This window comes from Bifidobacterium sp. M3-N-101 (genome assembly GCF_023656805.1).
In the GTDB taxonomy this organism is placed as follows: domain Bacteria; phylum Actinomycetota; class Actinomycetes; order Actinomycetales; family Bifidobacteriaceae; genus Bifidobacterium; species Bifidobacterium breve.
In genome coordinates this window covers 71,030-91,244 of sequence record NZ_JAMOKQ010000005.1, presented here as the reverse complement: position 1 = coordinate 91,244, position 20,215 = coordinate 71,030, and the positions used below count along the sequence as shown (strand labels likewise).

The 20,215-nt window shown below is 60.0% G+C and carries 10 protein-coding genes; all 10 read right to left on the bottom strand.

Annotated elements, in window-relative coordinates; all coding sequences use genetic code 11:
* The 10 genes from NBH12_RS04995 to NBH12_RS04950 all read right to left on the bottom strand — a co-directional run bounded on the left by NBH12_RS04995 (position 1) and on the right by NBH12_RS04950 (position 20,082).
* A complete protein-coding gene (locus NBH12_RS04995; RefSeq protein ID WP_250819241.1) occupies positions 1 to 1,455 on the bottom strand; it encodes a 3'-5' exonuclease in 1,455 nt (484 codons plus the stop codon).
* Positions 1,452 to 2,105, bottom strand: coding sequence for a peptide deformylase (locus NBH12_RS04990; RefSeq protein ID WP_003828469.1), 654 nt, complete (start codon positions 2,103 to 2,105; stop codon positions 1,452 to 1,454). The genes NBH12_RS04995 and NBH12_RS04990 overlap by 4 nt, the downstream gene beginning before the upstream one ends.
* 143 nt (positions 2,106 to 2,248) lie before the next feature.
* Positions 2,249 to 3,634, bottom strand: a complete 1,386-nt coding sequence (glmM, locus tag NBH12_RS04985; RefSeq protein ID WP_025301082.1) for a phosphoglucosamine mutase — start codon at positions 3,632 to 3,634, stop codon at positions 2,249 to 2,251.
* A 486-nt stretch (positions 3,635 to 4,120) separates the two neighbouring features.
* Entirely contained in the window at positions 4,121 to 6,730 is a 2,610-nt protein-coding gene (pepN, locus tag NBH12_RS04980; protein WP_250819240.1) for an aminopeptidase N, read from the bottom strand.
* 41 nt (positions 6,731 to 6,771) lie between these two features.
* On the bottom strand, positions 6,772 to 8,628 hold the full coding sequence (locus NBH12_RS04975) for a ribonuclease J (RefSeq protein WP_250819239.1): 1,857 nt from the start codon (positions 8,626 to 8,628) through the stop codon (positions 6,772 to 6,774).
* A 79-nt stretch (positions 8,629 to 8,707) separates the two neighbouring features.
* Positions 8,708 to 9,613: a 4-hydroxy-tetrahydrodipicolinate synthase gene (gene dapA / locus NBH12_RS04970; RefSeq protein ID WP_065505534.1), complete on the bottom strand. Its 906-nt coding sequence runs from the start codon at positions 9,611 to 9,613 to the stop codon at positions 8,708 to 8,710.
* Between the two features lie 105 nt (positions 9,614 to 9,718).
* The gene (gene dapB / locus NBH12_RS04965) at positions 9,719 to 10,474 is read right to left on the bottom strand and encodes a 4-hydroxy-tetrahydrodipicolinate reductase (RefSeq protein WP_065464823.1); all 756 of its coding nucleotides are present in this window, start codon (positions 10,472 to 10,474) and stop codon (positions 9,719 to 9,721) included.
* 87 nt (positions 10,475 to 10,561) lie between these two features.
* Positions 10,562 to 11,881, bottom strand: coding sequence for an MFS transporter (locus tag NBH12_RS04960; protein WP_052787391.1), 1,320 nt, complete (start codon positions 11,879 to 11,881; stop codon positions 10,562 to 10,564).
* A gap of 171 nt (positions 11,882 to 12,052) precedes the next feature.
* On the bottom strand, positions 12,053 to 15,988 hold the full coding sequence (locus NBH12_RS04955; protein WP_250819238.1) for a UvrD-helicase domain-containing protein: 3,936 nt from the start codon (positions 15,986 to 15,988) through the stop codon (positions 12,053 to 12,055).
* Positions 15,985 to 20,082, bottom strand: a complete 4,098-nt coding sequence (locus NBH12_RS04950; protein WP_250819237.1) for a PD-(D/E)XK nuclease family protein — start codon at positions 20,080 to 20,082, stop codon at positions 15,985 to 15,987. The genes NBH12_RS04955 and NBH12_RS04950 overlap by 4 nt, the downstream gene beginning before the upstream one ends.
* Positions 20,083 to 20,215 lie beyond the last annotated feature (133 nt).

The following is a 20,215-nucleotide window of genomic DNA, read 5'->3' as shown; positions in this document are numbered from 1 at the left end:
TCACCACTTACGACCGCATGATTTGCTGCCCACGCCGCTTCTGCCGCCCGGACCCCACGGGCCCTGCCCCTGCGCCTTGAGGGTTGCGAGGTGGTGTTTCATGGCCACCAGCATGATATGCGTGTCTTCCAGTCCAAGATGCCGTTCGTTATGGGCTGAATCAAGCGCTCCCTGACGCTTGGCATAAGCATCAAGCGTGTTATCACCATAGGGGTGTTCATCGTTGGGCACTGAGCCAGGATCCCATTGCCTGCTCATGGGCAGGGTGTCGATGATGGTGATGCGACCGGCGCGATAGGCTTCGGCGTATCCGGCGACATTTAGCATGAACCAGCTGTGTTCGAAGGTGGCATTGTGCGCCACATATGGCTGCTGGGTCAGGCGCGCGAGCAGACCGGTCTGGGCTTCCGGCCATTCATCGAAAAGCCGATGACCGGCCTTGCTGCTGCGGTCTCGCACATCGATACCTGTGAGTTTGCGAATGAGTTCGTTGCCGAGAGCCGCATTGGCCGGGGGAACACCGAAGTCAAGGCGAGACTGGCCATAGGCGTCACCGGCATCGTAGTAGCCCTGCTCATACGCATAGCCGTTCGCGGCACCGGCTGGGCGCGGACTGACCATGTTCATAAATTCAAAGCCGACATCGATGATGTAGTCGCGAGCCGGATCGGTACCGGTGGTTTCGATGTCGATGCCCATCACCATGTCCACGTCGCGTCCCGGCAGGTAGGCATCACGCCAATCCGATTTGGGCTTATGCGCGGCGGCACCAGAACTTGACGAGTCATTGCTAAACAAGGTGACGCTCCCACCCGGTGCCGTTGCACCGGAGAGGTTGGCACGAGCCATATCCACCCTACCCGCGTGGCTTTGCTCACGCTTGGCCCTGCGCCGTTCGGCTCTGGCGTTGAGAATCGCCGCGGAGCGGTCTTGGATATCGTCGAGGGCGATATCCACAGTGCCGGCAAAACCGTCCGCACCTTCAGCCTCGGCATCAAGTGTGCCTTGATTGGGATCTGCTGTGGCGCTGGAATACGGTTTGAGCACCGCTGCCATGCCTCTCCCCTGCCGTTCACGACTTACCTTCCACAGGTGCCGGCGCTCCCCCGCATCAAGCAAGGTGTTGATGGTGTCGTTCAATCGCCGATTGACATAAGCCAGTGCGCGTGGCAGACGGTAGGATGCGATGATTCGATCAAAGTCAGTCATGAATGCGGTGTTGCATTGCGCGATGATCGGCTCCAAGCGATCGCGCACGGCGTAGTCGGCTTTGAGTGCATCATGGATGGCTTGAGGGGCCGGATTGTCACCGGCCGTGTGGCCAAGTCCGCCAAACAGGTCAAGCGAACGTACCCACCGCCAATCAATGGGGTTATCATCCGCGTCCTTGGTCATGACCATCGCCCACTGAGCGATGTCATCTTTGGCGGTCTCAAGCCAGGCGGAATCGGTCATAATGCAAAACCAAGTTCTTCGGCGGCCTCTGTGGGTACCGGATCGTCGCACCAGAGGTCTTCGAGATTTTCGCTGGTGGTCAGCGAACGGATTTCAGCCTTGTCGATGTATAGTTCGCCGCTCAGGTGATCGGTCTCGTGCTGGAAGATACGAGCCGGCCAACCGTGCAGCTGTTCGCTGTGATGTTTGCCGTCTTCATCGTCCCATTCAGCGGTGATGTCAAGCCAGCGCTTACGCACGGCCTGATAGCCATCAAAGCTCAGGCATCCCTCGAAGAAGCTGGTGGTCTTCTCCCCCACCGGCGTGTACTTGGGGTTGATGATCACATGGAACGGGAACTCGGCGATTTCACGCGGATCGTCCTCATCGTCACGCACATGGTCCTCGACTACGGCAAGCGCCAATCCGAGCCCGATCTGCGTGGCGGCCAAGCCCACTCCAGGCGCTTCGAGCATGGTGGTGTGCATGGTGTCGATGAGTTTGGCAAGCGTGCGCTTGGAAAGTTGGCCATTGTAGGCCACGGTCTGCTGGCGCAGCACTGGTTCACCAGCCTGCACGATGGGCAGAATCTGTTCTTTGCCGCCGGATTTAATCAGACGTTCGACATCGCGGTTAAGTTCCAAGTCTACTTTGGCGTTTTTTCCAAACATGTGTTTTCCTTTGCTGCTCCCGCTGGCGGGAGCTGTCGAATGGAATGAGACTGAGGGTGGTTCCATGCGGTTCAGCCTCATCAACCACTCTCAGTCAGCCTGCGGCTGACAGCTCCCGCCAGCGGGAGCAAAGCCGTGGTGTGTTATAGCGCCAGTTCTTCGGCCACGATCTTGGCGAGGCGGGTGCAGACTTCGTCGGCGTAGGCCTGGGTGGCTGCCTCGGCCATCACGCGCACGAGCGGCTCGGTGCCGGAGGGACGCAGCAGCACGCGGCCGGAGTCGCCCAGCAGCTGTTCCTCGTGGGCCACGGCTTCCTGGATGCGCTTGTTGGCGGCGGCGGCCTTCTTGTCGACGTTCGGCACATTGATGAGGGTCTGCGGCAGCTGCGGGAAGTCTGCGGCAAGTTCCTTGAGGCTCTTGCCGGACTTGACGACCTCATTGCACAGGGTCAGGGCAGTAAGGGTGCCGTCGCCGGTGGTGGCGAACTCACGGTTGATCACATGGCCGGACTGTTCGCCGCCGAGGGAGTAATCGCCCTTGAGCATTTCTTCCAGCACGTAGCGATCACCCACGCCGGTTTCCACGGTCTTGATGCCCATGTCTTTCAGGGCGAGCTTCAGCCCGAGGTTGCTCATCACGGTGACCACGAGGGTGTCGTGGTTGAGCTTGCCTTCACGCTGCTTGGCGCGGGCGAGGATGCCCATGATCTGATCGCCGTTGATCATGTTGCCGTCTTCGTCCACTGCCAGGCAGCGATCGGCGTCACCGTCGAAAGCTACGCCCATCACAGCATCGGTGGCTTTGACCATGGCCTGCAGCTGCTCGGGGTGGGTGGAGCCGGCGTTCTTGTTGATGTTGTAGCCGTCCGGCGAGGCGTTGATCACGATGACGTCCGCACCGGCACGGCGCAGCGCTTCGGGGGCCACCACGGAAGTGGCGCCGTTGGCGCAGTCGGCCACGATCTTCAGGCCCTTGAGCGGCTTGGGCTGGGTCTGGTCATCGTTCAGCGGCGCGATGGTGGAAACCAGATGGTCGATGTACAGGTTGGTGGCGGTGGTCTGGTCGTGGCTCACGCGGCCCACGCCAGCACCGGTCGGGCGGTCCCAGTCCTGGCCGAGCACGGCCTCGATGTCGTCTTCCTTCTGGTCGGGCAGCTTGAAGCCGCCGCGTGCGAAGAACTTGATGCCGTTGTCGGGCATCGGGTTGTGGGAGGCGGAAATCACGGCACCCATTTCGACGTTGAGCACGCTAGTCAGGTAGGCCACGCCAGGAGTGGGGATGATGCCGGCATCGATCACGTCGAAGCCGCCGGCAGACATGCCTGCGGACAGCGCGGAAGCCAGGAAATCACCGGAAACGCGGGTATCACGGCCCACCAGCGCACGGCGGCGGCCCTCGGGCTGGTCGTCCTGCGTACCGGCGTCACCGAGCACACGCACGGCGGCGTCGCCCAGATCCAGCGCCAGTCGTGCGGTCAAATCCCTATTGGCCAGTCCTCGTACGCCATCGGTTCCAAACATGTTCGGCATAATGAAGTTCCACTCCTTGTATCGCGTTACCCGCACCATCGTAGTCGCTGCGCTCCACCCCAAACACCAACCCAACGAAAAACCGCCACGGAATCTGCGCCGGGGGTCCATCAGCGAAGCAAATCATCGGATCAACCGAGGAAACACCCCACTGAACAACCCTCAGCGAGGCAAAACCACGAACCAGTCGAAAATTCACCCCGCTCACAGCCCCTCAGCGAAGCAAAACCACGAACCGATTGAGGATGTACCCCACTGAGCAGTCACCAGCGAAGCACAACCTCGACCAAACCGAGGAAACACCCCACTGAACGGCCCTCAGCGAAGCAAAACCCGCAATCATTCCCCGTATCCTTCCGCTCGTCGACCGGTACATTGCCGGCCTTGAGTGAGAATACGCTGTTGGGGATTGGTTGCGGGTTTTATGTTGGAATGTGGGCGAGGTTCCTCGCGGAAGGGACTCCCCTCAGAGAGGGGAGCCAGAAATCAGAGGGCCTCGTTGTATTCGCGGACCTTGAGGGTGCGGTGGGAGGAGGCCACGTTTTCGACGATCAGACGCTTCAGGGCGTTGTCGGCGGCAATGTGTTCCTCAAGCCAGGCGTCACCAAGCTTGGTCAGCGTGGCGGGATCGGCGTAGCCCGGGTACAGGCCGTTGAGCAACGCCTCGGCCATGTGATAGGTCTTGTTGGCCCAGACCCAGTCAACGGTCTCGAAATACTTGGCGGCAAACGGCTCGACCAGATCGGCTCGCGGAGTGGCGGAGAAGCCACGGGCCACGGCCTCAAGCTGGGAGTTGGTCAGTTCGTCGTTGTGCAGCGCCTGATCCCAAGCCCATTCCTTGGCCTCAACCGTGGCCATCGAAGCGCGAGCGCCGTAAGCGAACTCACGGTTTTCAGTGGTGTCCTTCTTGGCAAGCTGCGCGTCCACGTCCTCGTTGGTCATCTCGTTGACGGAGGTGAGCGACTGGATGATGGTCCATGTGAAGTTGTTGTCGATGTCCAGACCGTCCAGCTTCACGGTACCGTCCAGCAGACCACGCGCATTGGCGGCGAATGCCGCGTCACCCTCTTCGCCATAGCCCAGGTACGCGGTGGCAAGCTGGAACTGGGTGTCCGAACCGGCTTCGGCGGCGTTGGCCAGCGTCCACAGCTCGGCGGCCACGTGGCGCAGCACCTCCTCGCGACGTGCGGGGGCCACATAGTGGTGGGCGGTGGTGCTCATGCAGGCCAGTGCATAGCGGAAGGTGGTGGATTCGGTTTCCGTGGCCAGCAGACGCAGGGTCATGTCCACGAAGCGTTCGGCCGGGAATTCGCCGTCACGGGTCATATCCCAGAAGGCGAGCCAGGTCACGGCGCGGGCCAGAGCATCGTCGAAACGCTGCAGGTTGGCTTCGGCGAAGGCCTGAGACTCGGCATCGAAGCGAATCTTGGTGTAGGTCAGGTCATCGTCGTTAATCAGCACGAAGGCCGGGCGCTGCTTGCCGGCCGCGGCTTCGACGATGGTGGTCTCGCCGTCCACATCGAGCTCGAACTGTTCAGTGCGCACGATCTTGCCGGTCTCGGCATCTTCGTTGTAGAAACCGATGGCCAGACGATGCGGGCGCAGCACCGGGTGCTCGGCCGGGGCGCTCTGGGTGAGCTTGAGCTCGGCGATGGTGCCGTTGGCGTTCATCTTAATATCGGCGGCGATCGTATTGATGCCGGATTCCTCGAGCCACTTGGCGCTCCAGGCCTTCAGGTCACGGCCGGAGGTCTTCTCCAGCTCGCCCAGCAGGTCGGCCAGCGTGGCGTTGGAATAGGCATGGCGGATGAGGTAGTTGTGGATGCCTTCGAAGAAGCGCTCACGGCCCACGTAGAACACCAGCTGTTTCAAGACGGACGCGCCCTTGGCATAGGTGATGCCGTCGAAGTTGACGTAGGTGTCGTTGAGGTCGTTGATCGGGGCGACGATCGGGTGCGTGGTGGGCAGCTGATCCTGACGCAGCGCCCAGCTCTTCTCGCCGGAGCAGAAGGTGGCCCAGGCATCGTGCCATTCGGTGGCCTCGGCGGTGGCCAGCGTGGAGGTGAACTCCGCGAAGGACTCGTTGAGCCACAGGTCGTTCCACCACTTCATGGTCACGTAGTCGCCAAACCACATGTGAGCCAGCTCGTGCAGCACGGTGACCACGCGGCGCTCGGCCAGCGCATCGGTCACCTTGGACTCGAACACGTAGGAGTCGCGGATGGTGACCATGCCGATGTTCTCCATGGCGCCCGCGTTGTATTCAGGCACGTAGATCTGGTCGAACTTGGCGTACGGATAAGGCACGCCCCAGGTCTTGGCGTAGAACGCGAAGCCCTTCTTGGTGATGTCGAACAGATAATCGACGTCCTTGGAGAAGGCCTCGGCCAGGGACTGGCGGCAATACTGGGCCATCGGCACGGTACGGCCATCCTCGTTAAGGTATTCGGTGTGCCATTCGGCGTACGGGCCGGCGCAGATGGCGGTCAGGTAGGAGCTCATCACCGGGGTCGGCTGGAAGTCCCAGAGGCGGGTGCTTTCGTTCGGCTTATCGCCAAGTGTGCCGTCCAGGGTTTCGCGCGGATCGTCCTCGATGGTGGCGACCGGCATGTTGGAGGTGACGATCCAGCTGGCGGGAGCGAGCACCTTGAAATCGAAGGTGGCCTTCAGGTCAGGTTGGTCGAACACGGCGTAGACGCGGCGGGCATCCGGCACCTCGAACTGGGAGTACAGGTAGATGTTGCCATCGGACGGGTCGACCGAACGGTGCAGGCCTTCGCCGGTGTTGGAGTAGCGGCACAGCGCCTCGACGGTGACCTCGTTCTTTTCCTTCAGATCCGTAAGCTCAATGCGGTTGTCCTGGAACGCCGTAGCCGGGTCCAGAGACTTGCCATTGAGCTCGATGGCGGTGACCTCATCGGCAATCAGGTCAAGGAATGTCGATGAACCAGGCTTTGCACTGAAGCAGATCAGCGCCTTGGAACCGAAGTTCTTCGGGCCAACCGTCAGGTCAAGGTCGACATGATAGTGAATCGGTGCCTCAACGATGGCCTTGCGTGCTTCGGCCTCGACACGAGTGAGATTGGAACCGGGCATGACTTCAATTACTCCTTACGGTCGTCCCTGGATAATCCTGATCAGTTGTTGTCTACGATTTCGACGTCTTGAGCGATGTCGGCCACGACAGGCACGATCATCGGCTTACGGTGAAGCTGACGGGCGACCCATCCGCCGAGTGTACGACGCATAATCTGCTGCAGCTTGTAGGTGTCGCGAGTGCCCTGCATCATCGCGTCGTTCAGCTGTTCGACAATCTGGTGACGCACCTTGTCGAACTCGCTTTCGTCTTCGGCCACGGCGTTCAGGTAGATCTTCGGGCCGGTAACGACCTCGTGGTTATCGGTATCGACCACCACGAACGCGGAGACGAAGCCTTCAGTACCAAGGATGCGGCGCTTCTCGAGTTCGTCATCGGTCAGCTCGCCAACCGAATCGCCATCGACGTACACGTAGCCGCACGGCACGGAGCCGACGACTGCGGCCTTGCCGTGATACAGGTCGACCACGTCGCCGTCCTCGGCCAGCACCACGTTCTGCGGGTCGACACCGGTCTTGACGGCAATCAGTCCGTTGGCCACCAGATGGCGGTTTTCGCCGTGGATAGGCATGGCGCACTTGGGCTTGACGATATTGTACATGTACAGCAGCTCGCCCTCATTGCAGTGACCGGACACGTGCACGGCGGCATTGTCGCGGTTGACGACCTTGGCGCCGAGCTGCACCAGCTTGTTGATGACCTTGTAGACGCCGTGCTCGTTACCCGGAATCAAGGAGCTGGCGAGAATCACCGTGTCGAACTCATTGATATGGATGTCACGGTGGTTGCCGTCGGCGATACGGCCAAGGGCGGCCATCGGCTCACCTTGGGAGCCGGTGCACATGTAGACGAGCTTGTCGTCCTGAATGTCGTTGGCCTTCTTGAGGTCTACAACGGTGCCTTCAGGAATGTGCAGATAGCCAAGATCGGCGGCGATGGACATGTTGCGCACCATCGAACGGCCGACGAACACGACCTTGCGGCCGTACTTGTGGGCGGCATCCACCACCTGCTGCACGCGGTGCACATGGGAGGAGAAGCTGGCGACGATGATCTTGCGGGTAGCCTGCGCAAATGCCTGGTCAAGAGCCGGGCCGATGGAGGTCTCCGGCTTGACGAAGCCAGGAACCTCGGCGTTGGTGGAATCCATCATCAAAAGATCCACACCCTTTTCGCCGATCTTGCCGAACTCCACGAGATCGGTGATGCGGTGATCGAGCGGCAGCTGGTCGAGCTTGATGTCGCCCGTGTCAATCAGGGAGCCGGCTGGGGTCTTGACGTAAACGGCCAGGGCATCCGGGATGGAGTGGGTGACGTTGACGAATTCGAGGTCGAACGGACCCACCTTGAGCTTGTCGCGGCCGGAGACCTCCACCTTGGCGGGGTTCTGGCGGTGTTCCTTGCACTTGGCGTCCACAAAGGCAAGAGTCAGTTTGGAACCAATCAGTGGAATATCCGGGCGCAGCTTCAGCAGGTAAGGCACGCCACCGATGTGGTCTTCATGGCCGTGGGTGAGCACCAGGGCGTCGACCTTGTCGAGACGGTTCTTGATGTAGCTGAAATCAGGCAGGATGAGATCGACGCCCGGCTGCTCCTCTTCGGGGAAGAGCACGCCGCAGTCGATAAGCAGCAGGTGACCGTTGTATTCGATCACGTTCATGTTGCGGCCGATTTCGCCCAAGCCGCCGAGCGGCGTGATGCGCATGGAGCCCTTGCGGTACTTCGGCGGGGCGATCAGCACGGCATCCTGCTGGGGAGCGGTGGCCTGCTGGGTGGCGTTGATCTTACGAGACGGCGTGCGGCTGTTGGAACCGTTGGCCTTGCTGTTGCGGGCGGAACCGCGACGACGAGAGTTGGAGCTTTTGGTTGTCTTTGATTTCTTCTGTTCTGTTGCCATAACTTCTTAATTGTTTTCTTGAGTGTTGCTTCCGCTCTGTCATGCGGAAGCGGCGGGATGGCAACCCGTATGCAGGGGCTTAGAGCAGTCCGGCGGCGCGCATGCCCTCTTCAGCCTTGTCGAGCTGAGCGGCATCGGGGCCGATATTCGGCAGGCGCATGGTGGTGGAGGGAATAACTCCTCTGACCTTCAGCGCGGCCTTGGCCATGACGGCCTGATAGCCGTCGCCATTGAGCGCGTGGACAAGCGGGGCAAGCTGATTGGCAAGACGGCGGGCGGTGGTGATGTCGCCTCGATCAAATGCCTGGACAAGCTGCTGCATGGGGTTGGAGGCGACATGGGCAATCACCGAAATGATGCCGACGGCGCCAATGGAAAGGAACGGCAGGAACAAGCCGTCATCGCCGGAATACCAGGCGAGGCCGGTGCGCTGCTGCTTCTCCACTGCGGCTGCAAGATCGCCGGTGGCGTCCTTGACAGCCTTGACGTGTTCGAGTTCGGCCAAACGGTCGTAAGTGCTGACCTTGACCTTCAAGCCGGTACGGCCGGGAACGTCATAGACGATAATCGGCTTTTCGGCGGATTCGTCGACGGCCCTGTAATGGCCGACGATACCGTCCTGCGAGGGGCGGGAATAATAGGGCATGACGACGAGCACCGCATCGGCGCCCGCTTCCTGAGTCTGCTCGACCATACGCACGGTATGAGCCGTGTCATTGGATCCAGCACCGGAAATCACCGGAACGTCAACGACTTCCTTGACCGCCTTGACCAGATTAACCTTCTCGTCCATGTGGGTGACCGGCGATTCACCAGTGGTGCCATTGACCACCAGACCATCCGCACCATCGGCGACGAGCTGCTTGGCGAGCTTCTGCGCAGCATCGAAATCGACACTGCCGTCGGATTTCATAGGGGTTACCATAGCCGGCAGAATGCGACCAAAAGGCGCTGGGTCAAGAAGATGCATGTCATGCTCACTCATAGTGTTCACCGTACTTCCCAATGTGGACTCTTATATTACGTACCATTATGGCCGGCAGCCGCCAGTCAATCGTTCGTCACGTCTTGACTGGCGACTACCGCCGGCTTACAGATCAAGGAAGTGATCGAGGCCGATGGTCAGGCCAGCAGGGGCGTCAGTGGCGAGCTTGCGAACGGCAAGCAGCACGCCCGGCATGAAGCTGGTGCGGTCGAAGCTATCGGCACGAATGGTGAGTTGCTCGCCGGCGTTGCCGAACAACACTTCCTCATGGGCGTTGAGGCCGCGCAGGCGCACGGCATGCACGTGAATGCCGTCGACCACCTGACCGCGTGAGCCGCCGTCGGTTTCGGTGGCATCCGGCACGGGAGCCATACCGGCGGCCTTGCGCGCTTCGGCGATGCCATGGGCAGTGTGGATGGCGGTGCCAGAGGGGGCGTCCACCTTGGTGGGGTGGTGCAGTTCGATGACTTCCGCGGATTCGAAGTATTTGGCGGCCTTGGTGGCAAAGTAGTCGGCCAGCACAGCGGAAATCGCGAAGTTGGGGGCGATGAACACCTTCTGGGTTTCGGGCTTGGGCCCGCCCGCGATGGCTTCCTTGACCTGGGCGAGCTTCTCATCAGTCCAGCCAGTGGTGCCGACCACCACATCCACGCCTTGGCCAATCAGGGTAAGTACGTTGTTCAGGCTGACGGACGGTACCGTGAACTCGACCACGACATCAGTGTTGTCGGAGGCGATCCGGGTCAGGTCGTCACCGGCGTCCAAAGCAAGCGCCAGCTGTGTGTCCGCGGCGTTGTTCACTGCTTCGACCACATACGAGCCCATACGTCCTTTGGCACCGACCACCGAAACCTTGATCATTCGTACTCCCCGCTTCTTGTTAACGCTGTTATTCAACCGGCAATCAGCCTATCACCAGCAAGGCCTCGCGCCAATACCCGCGTCCATCTACACACGCCGTTTGGCCAGCGCCCAACCAGCCAAGGCCAGCGGTACTGAAGCCAGCGTGAATAGGAACGGCAGCATCATGCCGACATGCGGGCTGGAGGCGTCGAGCACAATGCCAGCCACGGATGAGCCGATTGATGTACCGACCGTGCCTGCGGTGGTCACCCAGCTCAGGCCTTCGGTCAGGGATTCAGGCGGCACCAAATCCTTGACGATGAGATTGCCGGTGGCGAATGTTGGCGAGACCACAAGTCCGGCCAGAATCTCCATGGCGCCCAACAGGATGAGGTTGTCCATGGTCAGGCGGAAGAACACGTATCCCACAGTCAACAGGCTGAGGAACATCACCATATGTGCCCAATGGGAACCCTTGATCTTCCGCGAGCCGAAAACCAGTGCTCCGATGCAGGAGCCGACTGCGAACATGGCCAGCTGCAGGCCGAGGAAAGGCTCTAGCCCCATGGATTTCATCATGGCGGTGATCGACACGTCAAAGGAGGTAAAGCTCATGTTGAATACGATGAACACGGCCAGCAGAGGCAACACACCGGCATAGAGCAACACACTCTTGGGCTTGGCTCCGCTGCGTTTGAGCTGGCGGAGCGTCAGCTGATCGGCGTCATCGCTTGGTGTTGGATGGCCATTGTCGGCGGCAGCCACAGTGACCTGTTCCACGATGACCGGCGGTTGGGTGGATCTCAGTGAGAAGAACACGGTGCCGCCTATGCCGCAAGCCATGGTTGGCACAAACAGCTGAGAAACCGGGTGCACCGAGGTGGCCAACCACGCGGCCAGGATCGGACCGAGGATAAATACAATCTCATCGATGGCCGCTTCCATGGCGTAAGCGGTGTTGAGTAGTTGCTCGCCATCTTCGGCACCGCGCAACGCATATGACCAGCGGGTTCTGACCAAGGCGCCAAAGGAGAACTGGGTCAGACCCATGATGATGGCCAATACGAACAACAGTGGAATCGGCACTCGTATCAGCGCTGCGAAGGCGAAGGCCAGCATGGCGACGATTTGCACGGCGAGTGCAAGACGGCCGACACGAGCCTGGCCGAATCGGTCGAAAGCGCGCGCGTAGAACGGGGTGACACAGCTCATGGCGAGCACATAGGCAGCGCTCATGGTGCCGGCAATCGTCCAGTTATCGTACAAATGATTGAGTGCCAGCACAATGCCAAGGCTCATCATGGAGATTGGCAGACGGGCCACTGCCCCGGATATGCAGAACGCTTTGGTTCCGGGCAGCGAGAACAGCCGCTGGTACGGCGAATGGGTGGCAGACGACTTGGATACAGCGCGAGCCGTAGACACGTGCAACTCCTTACTGGTGCGTTGTTCGGCACGTGCGCCCGCCCACACGTGCCTTCCGAGGGTAGCGGTGCCCGAGCAACGTCACGCGGCGCGTTTCAACCGCGGACCCACACTGTCGGGCACGCGCTCGTCACGCCGGCCAGCTGGAGTACAGGTCATGAGCCTTGCGACTCAGTCGTTGTCAGATTGTTCGGGGATCCCGGAGCTCAACTCGGTAAGGATTTCCTGTTTGGTTTTCGCGCGGGCATGAAGCTCGCGCAAGCCTTCATCAGGCTCACTGACATAGTAGAGAGTGGCGTCGATACTGTCCAATTCCACGCCCTCGACCGTGGCGAGCAGTAACCGATACATGTCGAGCTGAGCGAGTTTATGCTCCACATCATCCGGCTTGGTAGACCGATGACCGGTTTTCCAATCGACCACGGTGTACCGTTTGGAGGTATCGGCTGGATTGATTCCGCCGAGGAACACCGCGTCCAATTTGCCGTTCACGATGCCGACTTCCGGCACATCCACCACGATTGAGCGTTCGGCCCATACCGGGGTGCGTTGCGCCCATGAAGACGAGGCCAGACGGTGCTGCCATATCATGAGGTTCCGGTCGCAGGCCGGTACGGATTGTTGGTCGATGGCATTCAGGTCGGCCAATAGGTCGCTGCGGGATACGCCATTGCCGGTGGTAATGATTTCGGCGGCGCTGGAATCAACCGACGATGCGGCCTCATCCGGCTTACCGGCATTGATGAAACGCTCGGCCCAGTCGTGGAAGCGTGTGCCCGCTTCGGCAGCCGGCGAGGACACGCGAGGGATGGGCCGTATCACGCTGCGCCAGTAGGAGCGCTCCTCCTGTTGGCTCATACCACCCACCCGCGCCTGCAAGCTGGTGACGTTCTGACGTCCCGCAGCCAGAATGCGCTGGGCTTTGGCTTTGACGGCCCTGTCGAGTGCCGCACCCTCCAATGTGCCGGTCATGAGATCGTCGTCATCGACCAGCAATTGCGCACGTTGCAGCAATGGACCGGCCGGGTTGTGGCCGTCGTCTTTTGCGTTGCGCTTTCCGTTGATGGCATTACGCACCAAGGCGAGACCGCGGGTCAGATGTTCCGCGGTGTCTTCGCCCAATGACGCCGGCCATGGCAATGCATTCCGGCCAGAGGTCTGTTCCAGCGGCGTACGCCATGCGTCGCCAACCACAGCATCACAGTACTGTTCGGCGTTCTCCCCCACGATGAAGCCTTCGGGAGGATCAATGGGATCACCCTGGGGCGAGACCAGCGCCACTTCGGATCCCAGACCTTCCACGTATGCCTGAGCTTCGATTGCATGGTCGTGGCCATGCAACGCGTCATGCACCTCAAGCCAGAAGTTGGACGGGCTTGCGGCGCGAGACCCCTTCGGCACGTTCGTGCAATCGCGGCTGGATTCGCCGGTATAGCGGCAATAGGTCAGCAAGGCGTCGTTGCGGGCGCGGGTAAGCGCCACGTATGCCAAACGGCGTTCGTCAGCGTGCAGCCTGCGGCCATATTCCTCGGACTGGGTCAGGTACCAGCTTTGGGGATCCACCTCTTCCACGCCATCGCCGAATTCGCGCATGGAGCCGAACACCTCATCATCGATGAGTTCCACGTCGTCGAGATTCCGCAACGAGTCAATGGGATCGCCATGCACATCGGCGTCATGAGGGAATCGCGGCAGGATTCCGGCATCGGCTCGTACGGGCACCGGTACGGCCACAGGGCTGGTCAACCACGAATCCGCGCTCTCGTGGTATTCGGGAGCTGTCCATTGGCCTTGTTCAGTGCCACCGGGATGGTTGTCATCCAGCACGACTTTGAGGTGATCCCCCTGATTGCTGGGAAATCCTCCGGCATTAAGCCCCACTACGGCAACCGCATCCCATTCCAATCCCTTGGATTGGTGCACGGTCATCAATTCCACATCCACCGGAGAGCCAGGCAGTTTGGCAGCCTCGTCTTCCACAGTGGCAAGATGATCCACCCATGCCATGAATCCACGTAATGTGGGCGTCTGTTCAACAGCGATCTCTTGCGTATAGGTGTCCACCAAATCCACAATGGAGTCCATGGGCATGCGGGCCAGCGATGGATTGACACGATGCTGCGGGTCTCGCAAAGCACCGGCAAGCACGGTATCGATATCGAGATTCAACGCCTCGATGGCCGCACGAATCACATCTGTGATTGACCGGCCGACCATATCGTGCACCTGACGCAGTGCCTCCACAGCCTGTTCGACGGCATGTCTACCGTAAGCACTGAGCTGATCCAACCTCACACTGGAATTATCCTGCATCAGCAGATCCGGCAAAAACACTGCATTGGCCACCTGATCGCGATGTTCGCGAACCACGGCACCCCATTGCGACCTCGGCGTATCAGCAGGAGCCACACCGGCCTGCACCAAAGCCCGGAACCGTTGCTCCATATTCTGCGCTTCGGCGGCGCAGGCCAGTGCGGTCAGGTCATCCGAAGAAAGACCGAACCGTGGAGTGGCAAGCAACCGCATCAACGCTCCGGTATCGGTATGGTCGGCAACGACGTGCAGCAATGCCAGCACATCGCGGATTTCTGGGCGCTCCAGCAGAGCGGAATATCCGACCACAAACGTGGTGAGACCGGCCTTCTCCAATGCCTCCTGATACTCGGGCATATGGGATTTGGACCGGAACAGCACGGCGACCGGCGCCTCCTGCGCGGCCCCGGCATCGCGATACCGCGCGATGGCGGCCTTGCAGAAGCGCACTACGGCATCGATTTCCTGCCCCGCAGTGGCCAATCCCAGCACACCAAGCGTGCCTTCAGGCGCGTCAGGCATGGGGTCAAGCGAGGATACGTCGACCTCGCGCATCAACGAACTGGAGGGACGGGCAGGGCGCGAACGCAACGGCAGCGTCAGATCGTTGGCCGCTTCAAGCACGATGCGACTGTTACGGCGTGTGACCGAAAGAGGGAATGGCTTGGACTCCGCTGGCATATGAAAGTCATGTTGGAACATGCGGAACGCACCCGGGCTGGCTCCTCGCCAAGCATAGATGGACTGGAACGGATCGCCCACAGCGTTGACCGCGCACCTTTCGGAGTTATTCACATGGAACAATGCGGCAAGCAGTGCCGCCTGCGTGGTGGAGGTGTCCTGGTATTCGTCGAGCAGCACATGACTGTAGCGACACCGCGTACGCTCTCCGATGGAGGGGAATCGCTCGATGAGCTGATATGCCGCAATGGTGAAATCAGAGAATTCCGCCATGTTCTTCTGGCGTTTGGCTTGTGCGTAGGCCTCGACCAATTGCAGCAGCACTTCGCGCTTGCGCGTGATTTCCAGCAGTTGTGCACAATGGTAGGCACAGCGCGCATGCAACCGCTGCGCCCTGTCGTCCAGCTTCGCCTGCCAATCGGTGTCGCTGTCTTTTTTGAGTCGCTTGATCTTGGGAATTGTCGGCTCGATATCGGGAATGTCCTCGTTCTCAAGAGCGAGGCGAAGCGCGTCGACGAAAGCCGAGTCCCACTGACGCACGCGTTCCACAGCCTCGTCGAATCCGGTGCAGCCGGAACCAATCATGGCACTGCCGATTGCACCGGATAATGCCAGCACGCTTCTGGCAAGACTGGTGAATGCGCCCAAATCCTCGCTCAGAGCCTGATCCATATGCTCATCGATGACTTCAGTGGCGAGCTGGAGCGCTCCAGCCTCGCTGAGTGGCTGAGTATTCTGATCGAAACCAACCAACAGACCATATTGGCGCACGATGGTTTGGAAGAAGGCATCATAGGTAAAAATGGCTGGTTTCAGGAACGCCCTGTCGAAGTTGGGAGTTGAGGCGCCAGGAGTCTGAGCGCCCTGTGCTGCAGGAAAATCTTCGCGCGATACCGCTGCGGATACACGCTCGAGCAACTCTCCGGCAGCTTTGCGGGTAAAGGTGAGGCCCAGTATGCGTTCCGGCGCAACACCGCGGTTGATGAGCGCGATGATGCGCTGGGTCATCGTAAAGGTTTTGCCAGAGCCGGCTCCGGCCACCACCAGTACGTCATCCTGAGCGGGAGCGTTGATGATGGCCGCCTGTTCTACGCTGGGAATAAAAGCGCTCATGCCTGCCTCGTTTCAAACACGGTATCGAGCTTGCCTGCACAGGCCGGGCAGACGCCGGTCATACGGCAATAAGCCACATGCGTTGCCTGCGGGTGGGCGTTGATGACGGACGACCGGCTGGCCGCGGCCGCGTAGAATACACGGGCGATCATTGTCAGCGACCACAATGCTTGGGTGCCGGTCAGCGAGACGAACTGCTTCCAGGTCTCGGTATCCACGCCTGCAGGCGGCGTAGCTGAATCCGGTATCGGCATATCGAAGAATTTGGCGGGATCCTTATACCATGCGCGGTCGGTGAACGGCTCGGCATTCAGCGACCCGTTGGTAAAGAGCGGCGGCTGGAACACGCCTTCCGGAGCATAGCTTCTGGCCGGCGCATCGTTGTATGCCACATGGAATAGCGCGCTCTGCCCGATACGAGGGGCATTAGCCAATGCTGCGCTCCCTCGCAGCCCCTCTTCGGGAAAGACCAGCCCCAGCTGATAACACACCAACTGCAAGTCGTTGAATATCTGCTTGACGGTGGGTGCCGCACCGGTTTTGTAGTCAATCAAGCGAATGTTCTCACTGCCATCCGCAAGTATACGGGTTTCCATGCGATCGATGCGACCGGACAAGCGCACGGTCAGATCGTTACGCATACCTGACGGCCATCCGCCCACTAGGAAGCCCATCATGCTGGCCAAGGTATCGCGGTCTACTGGCCTCATACCAGGCAATGCGTTATAAGCAGCCACAATGTCATGCAGGTCGAATCGCGCGGCGAACGACAATTCGCAATCGGCCTTGGTCAACGTGCCAATCTCGAATTTGCCGACATTCTTGTCTAAATAGGCATCGGTATTGGTGCCGCTGAGCACAAAATAGCTGGCGATGTTGGCCAGGATATCGGCGGCGGAGTCATCTTTGCGCTTGGCGGTGTAGCGTTCCCGAGTATCCGCGATCGATTCGGGATCCGGGCGCTGTTCCTGATAGATGGCAATCATGCGCTTGGTCACGGCTTCGATGCGCTGCTGCACTGATGACGCATCGCTTATCCCCATGGCATTGCGTGCCGACTCATCGGAGTCGAGACGATCCAGTCCCTCTTCGCTGCCCTGCTGTGCGACCGCGTGGATAAGGGTGCCGAATCCTGCGTTCACCGAGCCGGGTTGAGGCCCTGCAAATTGGTGCTCCAACAGCCAGCACACCGGGCAAGCCCAGAGACCGTCCACCGCCGAAGGTGATAACGTAACGAGAGGTGCGTGATCATCGCCTGACGTACGCTCATCATCTTCCGTCTGCTTGCTGCCAGACGCGGGCGATACGGCAGACGATGTGTCTCGTCTTGATAAGGCCGAGGCGAACGCCCAGTTGTCAGGATTAGCGGCGGCTATGCCATTTTCAGCCAACACTGCGAGCGTTTCAGCCGCATCACGAGCTTCGCTCGAGTCAGGTTCCGAAGTCGCCACAATCACGCGCGCTGCGGTCACCAATCCGCGTGGGTCGCCATCCAATCCAGATAAATCAAGCCCTGATTCGCTGGTCTGCTCCCCCACGTCCGTAAACCGTGCCCGCTGCTTATCCCGCGGATAGTATTCCGGCATATATCCGAACAGGAAGTCCGATGGGCTGAGGTCGTCGTTCCATACGGCACTGACGGTAACGGAACGGCACGCTCTGGTCAACGCCACCAGGAAACTTTTCTTCTCACTGGATAGCACCGCAATGAATTGGGGATCATGGCCAGCGGCATCGGCGGTGTTCAAGGTGCCTCGCAACACGAGTTCCGCCAGATCCTCACCACCGAACATGGTGTTGCGGCCGGCAAGATTGGGCCATACATCCTGTTGAAGAGACGGCAACCAGGCATACTGCCAATGCCGCCCTGCAGTACCAGCCGGAGTGGTCAACGTCACTGCATTTTCCACTGGCCCAATATGAGCCAGCGAATCGGCCTGTACCTGCATGGCACGCACCTGCGCTATGAACCCCATAATGTCCCGACTGGCGGTGGAATCTTCAGCGAATTGGAACAGCCTCATAGCAACATCAAGTCGGTCATTGGCCGCACGCCCATCTGGTGTGTTCGCCAATGCCAATTTCTGCCATACAGGTGCGATTGCCGCGGCATTCCACGCAACGGCGAGCGCATAACTTGGCCTGCTACGCTGCTCCGGAGGCAAATTGCTCAACCCCCGAGATATCTTGCCGACCAGCGTCCATAGATTCGTGAAGGCGCGAGCCTGCGGGTCGGCGCCAAGCACTGCGGTGATAGCGTCCAATACATTCTCGGCAGGAGCCTGCGCATCGTCAAAGGCAAGCATCACATACAGCGCATCGGCACCGAATGCCAAATCGGCATCAGCGCTAAAACCGATAATGCTATCGTCTACGACAACCCGCTCATGACCGTCAACGGACGATTCTCGCAACGTCTCCCACGAGGAAATCAGCCCATGCAATGACGCCTTATCCCCCGCTATCGGCGCCAGGGATTCCAATGCCGCCATGGCGGATTCGATTGGCGCCAACCGTGCAGGCCGCCCTTGCCCGGGTTTGGCCCCAGCCGTCACCAACGGCCCGTTCATCACCGTGGACACTCGTGTACGAACATAGGAAGCGGTCTCGGCGAGACTCATGGTGCAGGAGGCTACACCTTCAGCGCGCAACCGGGCCAACTCAATCAAGGCGAACAGCCCCTGTACGAACGATTCACTGTTCAGCGGGCGGGTAACCGACGAGTATCGGACAGGCACGCCATCGCGCCTCAGCCGCTCCCCGTATGTACGCACAGTGGCATTGTCATGAGCGATGACGACCATATCATTCCACTGGATATGGTGATCGAGATGTGCGCGCTTCATGCGCCACACCACATCGTCAAGCTCTTCGCGCGCGGAACGATACAATCCAGTCTGCACAGTGCCATCATCCGAGGGGATATCAGCACCGGTATCCAGCGCGGACACCAGCTTGCCAGGCCTACGAGCAAGAGGCAACGGCTCGTCCTCTTCGGAAGGAATCGATAGGGATACGCGAGAGGCGACCAGCGAGGCATAAGTCTCACCGCTTGCGGAATCCGCGCTGGGCAATGTCATCTCCACGGCCTGCATCGGCCCCGTCACCGCTTGCCTCATCAGGTATTCGGGGTACGAACCGCGGAAGGTCTGCACCGCCTCGTCCGGGTTTCCCACCAGCACTATGGCAGTACCGGCGTGATTCAGCTCTTCAAGGAACCTCATGCCGGCCAGGGTGATGTCTTGGGCATCATCCACAACCAGCAGCTGAGGCAATCCTCGTGATGCCAACCACGAATCGGATTGTTCCTCCGAACGGCCGCTTGCCATAGCATCATGTATTTCCCGAGCGCCCGCCACCAGCAGATATGAGGCATCCAAACGGTATTGCCCCTCAGATGCCGCACTCTGCGCGGCGATATATTCTCTACGCAAGGCAAACGCCAAGCGCCACTGCACCAGCAGACGCGCATCCTGCGCAACGTCCGCCAACAAGGCGGCCTCCCCAGAAGGATTCACGCCCAGTTCATCCAAGCGCGCCAACATATCACGCAGCTGGGCGATGAACGCGTCTGAAATTCCACGGGCGAAGACATCGGCGCTGGTCGAACCTCCGGGCACTGCTCCATCGGCATCCTGCACCAGACTGGCCCAATCGGCTTGGGCAAAGTATTCCCTAAGCAACGCACAGATTGCGCAATCGTCGCCAGCAGCAGCATGCGCCATATGCACGGCCATCACCTGCCGCAGCAGTGCATCCTGTTCGGCACCATTCAGCAATCTTGGCAAGGGCAATCCAGATGCGGCCCTGGATGCCGCAATCACACGAAAAGCCACAGCCCCCAACGTGGTGACCGGCCTGGCCTGTACAGACGAGCCCATGTCACGAATCACTCGATTGCCCAGCAAATCCGCGACGACACGACCGGACACGACCATCACCGCCCCGGCGCCGCCAAAACGTCGAAGCCCTGCCGTGAGTACGGACAAAGCAAACTCAGTTTTACCGGCTCCGGGCGCACCTGTTACCAGCCTCGCCTTGCCGTCTTGGGCGATGCCGTCCAACAGTTCGTCTGGGTTCCATTGCGTAGTCATACGTTCAAGATTAGCCCGCGTGGAAACAAACGGAAGATATGTACCGGCATATTCAATTGGCCGGTATCCTTAACGGTATTCTCGATCACACAAGTTGGGGAACTGTATCAACGAGGATAATTTTTTTGGGGGG

Excerpts from the sequence above, each read along its gene's own strand:
- NBH12_RS04995 (WP_250819241.1), bottom strand. The coding sequence starts at position 1,455 with ATGACCGATTCCGCCTGGCTTGAGACCGCCAAAGATGACATCGCTCAG.
- NBH12_RS04990 (WP_003828469.1), bottom strand. The coding sequence starts at position 2,105 with ATGTTTGGAAAAAACGCCAAAGTAGACTTGGAACTTAACCGCGATGTC.
- glmM (WP_025301082.1), bottom strand. The coding sequence starts at position 3,634 with ATGCCGAACATGTTTGGAACCGATGGCGTACGAGGACTGGCCAATAGG.
- pepN (WP_250819240.1), bottom strand. The coding sequence starts at position 6,730 with ATGCCCGGTTCCAATCTCACTCGTGTCGAGGCCGAAGCACGCAAGGCC.
- NBH12_RS04975 (WP_250819239.1), bottom strand. The coding sequence starts at position 8,628 with ATGGCAACAGAACAGAAGAAATCAAAGACAACCAAAAGCTCCAACTCT.
- dapA (WP_065505534.1), bottom strand. The coding sequence starts at position 9,613 with ATGAGTGAGCATGACATGCATCTTCTTGACCCAGCGCCTTTTGGTCGC.
- dapB (WP_065464823.1), bottom strand. The coding sequence starts at position 10,474 with ATGATCAAGGTTTCGGTGGTCGGTGCCAAAGGACGTATGGGCTCGTAT.
- NBH12_RS04955 (WP_250819238.1), bottom strand. The coding sequence starts at position 15,988 with ATGAGCGCTTTTATTCCCAGCGTAGAACAGGCGGCCATCATCAACGCT.
- NBH12_RS04950 (WP_250819237.1), bottom strand. The coding sequence starts at position 20,082 with ATGACTACGCAATGGAACCCAGACGAACTGTTGGACGGCATCGCCCAA.